This is a genomic window from Caloranaerobacter sp. TR13 (assembly GCF_001316435.1).
Taxonomy (GTDB): Bacteria; Bacillota; Clostridia; order Tissierellales; family Thermohalobacteraceae; genus Caloranaerobacter.
Window position 1 is genome coordinate 53557 of the sequence record NZ_JXLL01000011.1, and the last position, 7466, is coordinate 61022.

At 29.3% G+C, this 7466-nt stretch carries 9 protein-coding genes; 8 read left to right on the plus strand and 1 reads right to left on the minus strand.

Annotated elements, in window-relative coordinates:
• Positions 1–3 precede the first annotated feature (3 nt).
• Positions 4–1503 (plus strand): YjjI family glycine radical enzyme, encoded by a 1500-nt coding sequence (locus tag TR13x_RS08140; protein WP_054871426.1) that lies wholly within the window; start codon positions 4–6, stop codon positions 1501–1503.
• Positions 1496–2329 carry a YjjW family glycine radical enzyme activase gene (locus TR13x_RS08145; RefSeq protein ID WP_054871427.1) on the plus strand — a complete coding sequence of 278 codons (834 nt, stop codon included), beginning with the start codon at positions 1496–1498 and terminating at the stop codon, positions 2327–2329. Before TR13x_RS08140 ends, TR13x_RS08145 begins: the two co-directional genes overlap by 8 nt.
• A gap of 55 nt (positions 2330–2384) precedes the next feature.
• Here TR13x_RS08145 and TR13x_RS08150 read toward each other — a convergent pair whose 3' ends face one another.
• Positions 2385–3068 (minus strand): BON domain-containing protein, encoded by a 684-nt coding sequence (locus TR13x_RS08150; protein WP_054871428.1) that lies wholly within the window; start codon positions 3066–3068, stop codon positions 2385–2387.
• 184 nt (positions 3069–3252) lie between these two features.
• On the opposite strand from TR13x_RS08150, the gene TR13x_RS08155 reads away from it, so the two are divergent.
• From TR13x_RS08155 to TR13x_RS08180, 6 genes are all read left to right on the plus strand, one after another.
• Positions 3253–4416, plus strand: coding sequence for a hypothetical protein (locus TR13x_RS08155; RefSeq protein ID WP_054871429.1), 1164 nt, complete (start codon positions 3253–3255; stop codon positions 4414–4416).
• Positions 4417–4440: 24 nt separating this feature from the next.
• A complete protein-coding gene (locus tag TR13x_RS08160; protein WP_054871430.1) occupies positions 4441–4857 on the plus strand; it encodes a DUF1893 domain-containing protein in 417 nt (138 codons plus the stop codon).
• 71 nt (positions 4858–4928) lie between these two features.
• A complete protein-coding gene (locus TR13x_RS08165; protein WP_054871431.1) occupies positions 4929–5339 on the plus strand; it encodes a DUF3842 family protein in 411 nt (136 codons plus the stop codon).
• Between the two features lie 65 nt (positions 5340–5404).
• Entirely contained in the window at positions 5405–5947 is a 543-nt protein-coding gene (locus TR13x_RS08170) for an ECF transporter S component (protein ID WP_054871432.1), read from the plus strand.
• 98 nt (positions 5948–6045) lie between these two features.
• Entirely contained in the window at positions 6046–6825 is a 780-nt protein-coding gene (locus tag TR13x_RS08175; RefSeq protein WP_054871433.1) for a GNAT family N-acetyltransferase, read from the plus strand.
• A gap of 14 nt (positions 6826–6839) precedes the next feature.
• Positions 6840–7394: a DUF2284 domain-containing protein gene (locus TR13x_RS08180; RefSeq protein ID WP_054871434.1), complete on the plus strand. Its 555-nt coding sequence runs from the start codon at positions 6840–6842 to the stop codon at positions 7392–7394.
• Positions 7395–7466: the final 72 nt, after the last annotated feature.

Below are 7466 nucleotides of genomic sequence, written 5' to 3' on the forward strand. Positions count from 1 at the left end.
TCTATGGAAAATGTATTAAATATTATTAAAGATAAAACATTAACATTTGAGCAAAAAGTGTTGCAGTTAGCAAGAGAAGCTGAAAATTCAATAAATGTATTAAATATTAGTTCTGAAGCAAAAGAGTTTATGAATAAAGGCATTATATGTGACTTATTTGAGGGTAATGCACCTTATAGACCTAGATATATATTGCCTGATTATAAAAAATTTATGGAGAATGGCAGTAAATTTTTTGGTTTAAAACCTGCTGAAAGTCTACTCGAAGCTGTTAATAACCTACTGATTTTATATAAACATGTCCCTTCAATAACATCGTTCCCAGTATATTTAGGTGAAATAGATAAGTTATTAGAGCCTTATGCAGCAGATGAAGATGAAGAATATGTATTAAGTATAATAAAATTGTTTTTAACTCATATAGATAAAACATTAACTGATTCTTTTGTTCATGCTAATATTGGGCCAGAAGCTACTAAGGTAGGAAGAGCAATATTAGTTGCAGAAAGGGAATTAAGAAATGCAGTACCTAATCTAACGCTAAAATATAGTAAAGATACACCCAGAGATTTTGCAATAGAGGCTGTAAGAACTGGATTAGAAGTATCTAAACCATACTTTGCAAACCATAAAATGTTTCAAAAGGATTTTGATGGTAGATATGGAATAGCAAGCTGTTATAATGGATTGCCTATAGGTGGAGGAAGCTATACGCTAGTAAGATTAAATTTAAAGCGACTTGCTAGAATAAGTTCAGGAATTGACGATTTTCTTAATAAAGTAATTCCTTATGCAGTAAAATTAATGACTGAAGTAATGGATGAAAGAATAAAATTTTTGGTTGAAGAAAGTAATTTCTTTGAAAGCAGTTTTCTTGTTGACGAAGGTCTGATTTTAAAGGATAGATTTACAGCAATGTTTGGAATTTTTGGATTAGCAGAATGTGTTAACATATTGCTAAATGCAGTCGACAAAATTGAAAAATATGGTCATTCTAAAAAAGCTAATAATCTTGGTATTGAGATAATCGAGAAAATAAAGAAAGAAGTCAACAATTATCATAATCAATATTGTAAGATTACTAAAGGTAAATTTCTTCTACATGCACAGTCGGGTATATCTTCAGATATAGATGTTAGTCCTGGTTGTAGAATACCAATAGGTGATGAACCAGAAATTTATGAGCATATTTTACAAGCATCCATGTTTCATAAGTATTTTCCGTCTGGTATAAGTGATATATTTACTTTTGATAGTACAGCGAAAAATAATCCAGAATATGTATTAAATATTATAGATGGTGCAATGGAAAGTGGGTTAAGAATGTTTTCTTTCTATTGTAGTGATAGTGATTTGATAAGAATTACAGGATATTTAGTTAAAAAATCAGATATGGATAGGCTAAAAAAAGGATACCAAGTGCTGCAAGATACAGTTTCTTTAGGATTGGAAGCGGTTGAAAAGCAAAATCTTCTAAATAGAAAGGTAAGAAGATATGACTAAAGGTTATGTAAATAAAATTTTACCATTTAGTTCTGTTGACGGACCTGGAAATAGAACAGTAATATTTTTACAAGGTTGTAATTTTAATTGTTTGTATTGTCATAATCCAGAAACTATTAACTATTGTATAAATTGCCGAATATGTGTCTATAAATGTCCATATAATGCACTTAGTATAATAAATAATAAAGTTATATGGAATGAAAAGTACTGTAAAAACTGTGATTTATGTATAAAAACTTGTCCAAATTCAAGTTCACCAAAAGTAAAATTGATGACAGTGGATGAAGTAATTGATTTTGTAAGAAAAATAAAGCCCTTTATATCTGGTGTTACTATTTCTGGTGGAGAATGTACATTACAGTATAATTTTGTTAGTGAAATATTTAAGGAAACAAAGGAAATCGGGTTAACTACTTTTTTAGATTCCAATGGGTATATACCTTTAAATAATTTAAGATTATTAGTTGAAAATATGGATATGGCAATGATAGACTTAAAATCGTTTGATAGAGATGAGCATTTAAAACTTACTGGAAAAGGCAATGCAACTGTAATTGAAAATATAAAGTATTTAGCAAAGATTAATAAACTATATGAGGTTAGGACAGTAATAGTGCCAGGTATTTTAGATAATTACTATAATGTTGATAATATAAGCAAATTAATAGCTAGTTTAAATCCAAATATAAGATATAAGATTATCAAATATAGACCGATTGGAGTACGCGAGGGAGTACACAGCTTTGTACCAGATGATGAACTTTTGCAGAAATTATTTAATATAGCATCAAAAAATGGATGTAAAAATGTAATTTTAGTATAAAGAAGTTGGCTCAGCATGTACACTAAGCTAACTTCTTTGTTAGTAAAATCATGGCTTATTTTTCTCTTATTCGAATTTTATTAATAACTTTCCTCACTCCTTTAACGCTCATAGCCAATTCTTTTGCTATTTCTGCATCTCTTCTAGTTTGTGCATATCCTGACAATGAGGCAATACCTCCTGTAACTGTACAAGCAATATCTTCTCCACTAAAATTAGCTCTATTTAATTTATCTCTAATCATATTAGTTATAGTAACATCATCAATTACCCCTAAAGTAGAGATTTGTGTATTATTTACAACGTCCTTTACACCTCTGACTTTAGATGCAATTTCCATTGCAATGTGTGAGTCTTTTAATGTATCTACATGGCCAACTAGATTTACAACACCATCTTTTACTTTGACTCCAACACCATTTATTTTTTCAGAATAACTGTTATTACGAAGTCTGTCGATAACTTCTTTTTCGATATGCTTATCTGTAATCTGTCCTTCAACACCTATAGTGATGTTATTTTCTACTTTTCTAACTCCGTCAATATTATAAGCGATTTGCTGAGCATATTTTTTTTCTGCTAGTACATCAACAAATCCAGAAAGGTGAACGACTCCATCTCTGCAGGTTACGTTAATATCCATACTAGATGCTTGCATTTTTTCTTCTAATTGATCTTTGATGTAATCAACTAATAATTCATCTTTTGTAAGATTTTCTTTCTTATCTTTAATATTCAAATTAAACACCCCTTTTAAACTATTTATATTAGTTTTACACATCTTTGAATGAAATATGAATACTAGCCTATCACTTATATGAATTTTTCAAAACATTGATAAAATTTATTGCTTTAGTATTTTGTATCTTATATAATATGATTATCCTGGGTTAATTAACATATTTAGAAGGGGTGTATAAACGATGCATAAAATGACAACGGGAAGCACTAGGAAAACGATTCCATATCTGGATACTATTATTTTTTTGGCAATTATTTCTTTGTTTTTTGGTTATTTAGGGGCAAATATGGGAATTAGTAATATGTTTTCGACTATTATGTCAACAGCTTATGAGCTGTTAATTGATACTGTATTTTATATTATGGCAATAGCAGTATTAACTGGAGCTTTTGGTAAGCTTGCAACTGAATTTGGTTTAGTTAAGCTATTAAATAAGATATTTTCTCCTTTAATGAAACCTTTATTCAATATGCCTGGAGTAGCTTTTTTAGGAGTAATAACAACTTATCTTTCTGATAATCCAGCAATTATATCATTATCCAAGGATGATGATTTCTTAAGTTATTTTAAGAAACATCAAATACCCTGCTTATGCAATCTAGGTACTGCATTTGGAATGGGTCTTATAGTTACAACTTTCATGACGGGGTTAGGATTTTTTAAAGAGGCATTAATAGGAAATATCGGTGCTATAATAGGAAGTGTTGTTAGTGTTAGAATAATGGCTTATAGAACTAAAAAAGTATTACCCGAAGAACCAGAAAAGAAGATGAAAAATAAGAGAGATATAGATATTGAAGATAATATTATAGAGCACGCACAAGGCAGCTTTTTTGAAAGATTTTTAACAGCTTTTCTAGAAGGAGGTAAATTAGGAGTAGATATTGGGCTTAGTATAATTCCAGGAGTTTTAGTAATTTGTACTGTTATAATGGTTTTAACTTTTGGGCCAGCTGATCCTTCTATTGGATATCAAGGAAAGGCTTTTGAAGGAGTTAGATTGCTGCCAAGAATAGGAGAGTTTTTATCACCTATTCTTAAGCCTTTATTTGGTTTTAAAAGTCCTGAAGCTATAGCATTTCCAATAACTGCATTAGGAGCTGTTGGAGCAGCTTTAAGTCTTGTTCCAAAGTTTTTAGAAAGTGGTATTATAGGTTCAAATGAAATAGCTGTTTTTACTGCAATGGGAATGTGTTGGAGTGGGTTTTTAAGCACACATGTTGCTATGTTAGATGCATTAGGATATAGAAAACTTATATCAAAGGCGATAACGAGTCATGTAATAGGTGGGCTTGTTGCTGGAATTTCTGCTCATTTTATAATTTTGTTTTTGAATTTTATATAAAAATGTTGACAAGGTGGTAGCACGATGTACGATTTAGAAAAAGCAAAAGAAATATTATTTGAGAAAAATTATTCTCTAGCTATAGTTAAAAATGGTGAAGTTGTATTTGTAAGTAAGGAAAGAGGGATAAAACCATTACTGAGTGTTGTTCTAGAAAAAGAAGAAGCTATAAAAGGAGCAAGCTTAGCTGATAAAGTTATAGGTAAAGCAGCAGCAATGCTTTGCATAAAGGCAGGATTTAGATCAATCTTTGCAGATATTGTGAGCGAAAATGCTGTTAAAGTATTAAAAGAATATAATATTAAATATGAATATAATACAAAGGTGCAATATATATTAAATAGAGATAAAAGTGATATGTGCCCTGTTGAAAAGATAGCTCAACGCCATGAAGATACAGTAAAATTAATAGAAAATGTAAAAAAGTTTCTTCAAATATAGTTATTGCTGTATTGATAAATAATATATATTTGTATTATAATGATTGTGATGTCCTAAGAAGGGGAGATGTTATGAAAATTGCAGTTGTAGATGGACAGGGTGGAGGTTTAGGTAAGTCAATTGTAGAAAAAGTTAGAAGTGAAATTAAAGATGATATAGAAATTATTGCATTAGGAACGAATTCTTTGGCAACCTCCAATATGTTAAAGGCAGGAGCTAATGCAGGGGCAACAGGTGAAAATGCTGTAAAAGTAATGAGTAAAAAAGTTGACATAATTATTGGACCTATAGCAATATTGATTGCGAATTCTATGATGGGAGAAATAACTCCAGTAATGGCTGAAGCCATATCTACAAGTGAAGCAAGAAAGATCATTTTACCTCTCAATAGATGTAATGTCTATATAGCAGGTACACAAGAATTAAATATTAATCAAATGCTTGATTATATTATTGAGGAAATAAATAAAGTAAGGAAATAAAACCATGAAGGTAATCTTATAGGAAAGATTATTTTCATGGTTATTTTTTTAAGGAGGGATTGAATATGAACTTAAACAGTAAAACTAGAGAAATTGTTTTAGCAGGATTATTTATAGCTATGGGAATAGTATTACCATCTTTATTCCACTTAATAGGTATTAGTGGGAAAGTTTTCTTACCAATGCATATACCTGCATTAATAGCTGGATTTTTTGTATCATCTCCAACTGCATTTATTATTGGTTTTATATTGCCTTATTTAAATTCAATGGTTACAGGAATGCCACCTTTATTCCCAATAGCTTTGATTATGTCTTTTGAGATAGGATTATATGGTTTAAGTGTGTCTATCTTTAGTAAAAAAATGAAACTAAATACTGTCATATCTTTGATTTTAGCAATGATTATTGGAAGAATTAGTGGCGGACTAGTGGCTTATATTTTATCTGTTATTTTCGGAGTTAAAATAAATGCACTTATGTTTGTTAAAGGATCTATATTAACAGGTTTACCAGGAATAATAATTCAACTTATTACTATACCTATAATAGTGTTAGTTTTAAGTAAATACAGTAATAGAGAAATTACTGATAAAAATACCCTATAGTAGTTATGCTATAGGGTATTTTTATCGATAAAATATTTGAACTAACTGAAGTTATACTGTATAATAATTTAAAATTATTAGTAGGGGGGGAGTTTACAATGATTAGATTACTAAATAATGAGGATTATGGCATACTTATGGAATATGTTAAGAAAGAAAAAGAGTTAAATTTGTTTATTATAGGAGATGTTGAGAACTATGGGTTCAATAATGAATTTCAGAAATTGTGGGGAGAGTTTAATCAAAAGGGAGAACTAATTGGTGTTTTATTAAAATACTTTGAGAGCTTTATTTTTTATTCAAGAGATAAATTTGATGTTGAAGGGTTTTATAATATTATGAAGAGTGAAGATTTTAAGATGTTTTCAGGAGAAAAATCTACAGTTGAGAAATTTGAAAAGCTGCATAGCTTTTCAAAGAAAAGAGATACATATTTCTGTAAATTAGATGAAGGTTCAAAACTTGAAGAAAATGAGTTATTAACTAAGGTAAAAAAAGTAGAGTTAGAAGATGTTGATAAGATAATAGAATTAACCAAATTAATAGAAGAATTTTCTAAAAACATATCTGAAGAGTCTATAAGAAGGAAATTTGAGGATAATACAGGTAGAGGATATTATATAGAAGAAGATGGAAAAATGGTTTCAGTTGCACAAACAACAGCTGAAAACAGTACTTCTGCTATGATAGTTGGTGTTTGTACTCATATAGATTATAGAAAAAAAGGTTATGCAACAGCTTGCATGACTAAACTATGTAAAGATCTTTTGAATGAGGGAAAAAGTTTATGCCTTTTTTATGATAATCCGAAAGCTGGTAGGATATACAAAAGATTAGGATTTAAAGATATAGGAATTTGGACAATGTATAATAAATAAAGGAGTATTCGTATATGAATAAGCTTAAAGTTAAAGATTTGTTGAAGGTATATGAAATTACGAAAAAAGTTTATGTGATAAAAGAGGTATTGATAAATGAAATTGAAATAACTCAAACAGTAAGGAACTACTGTATACAGAACAAATGTGAACAATATGGTGCAAATTACATGTGTCCACCATATGTCGGCGGTATTGAAGAGTTTAAAAAGAAGTTAAAAACATATAATGTAGGTTTTATAGTTATAGTTAAAGATAATGTAAATGACCCAAATGATATGAAAGAATTCTACAAACCTGCTTATAAGCTTCATGAGATTATGTTAGAACTAGAAGAAGAAGTAAAAAAACTTGGCTTTGAAAATTCTTATGCTTTAATTGGTGGTAACTGTAAACTATGCAAAGTATGTAATGCAAAGCTTGGTATCAAAAAGTGTAATTATCCTAATAAGGCTAGACCCTCACTAGAAGCAATGGGCATAGATGTTATAAATACATGCAAGAAAATTGGTATTAATATTGAATTTAGAAAAGATGAAGTTACTTGGGTTGGGTTATTGTTAATATAGTTTTGAAATAAATATTTGAGGGGGAATAATTCCTAAGTTTGTGAAAAAATAAAATATTTATGAAAATAACGC

Coding starts and splice junctions, on each gene's coding strand:
- TR13x_RS08140 (WP_054871426.1), top strand. CDS start 4: ATGGAAAATGTATTAAATATTATTAAAGATAAAACATTAACATTTGAG.
- TR13x_RS08160 (WP_054871430.1), top strand. CDS start 4,441: ATGTACGATTTAGAAAAAGCAAAAGAAATATTATTTGAGAAAAATTAT.
- TR13x_RS08180 (WP_054871434.1), top strand. CDS start 6,840: ATGAATAAGCTTAAAGTTAAAGATTTGTTGAAGGTATATGAAATTACG.
- TR13x_RS08165 (WP_054871431.1), top strand. CDS start 4,929: ATGAAAATTGCAGTTGTAGATGGACAGGGTGGAGGTTTAGGTAAGTCA.
- TR13x_RS08175 (WP_054871433.1), top strand. CDS start 6,046: ATGATTAGATTACTAAATAATGAGGATTATGGCATACTTATGGAATAT.
- TR13x_RS08155 (WP_054871429.1), top strand. CDS start 3,253: ATGCATAAAATGACAACGGGAAGCACTAGGAAAACGATTCCATATCTG.
- TR13x_RS08170 (WP_054871432.1), top strand. CDS start 5,405: ATGAACTTAAACAGTAAAACTAGAGAAATTGTTTTAGCAGGATTATTT.
- TR13x_RS08145 (WP_054871427.1), top strand. CDS start 1,496: ATGACTAAAGGTTATGTAAATAAAATTTTACCATTTAGTTCTGTTGAC.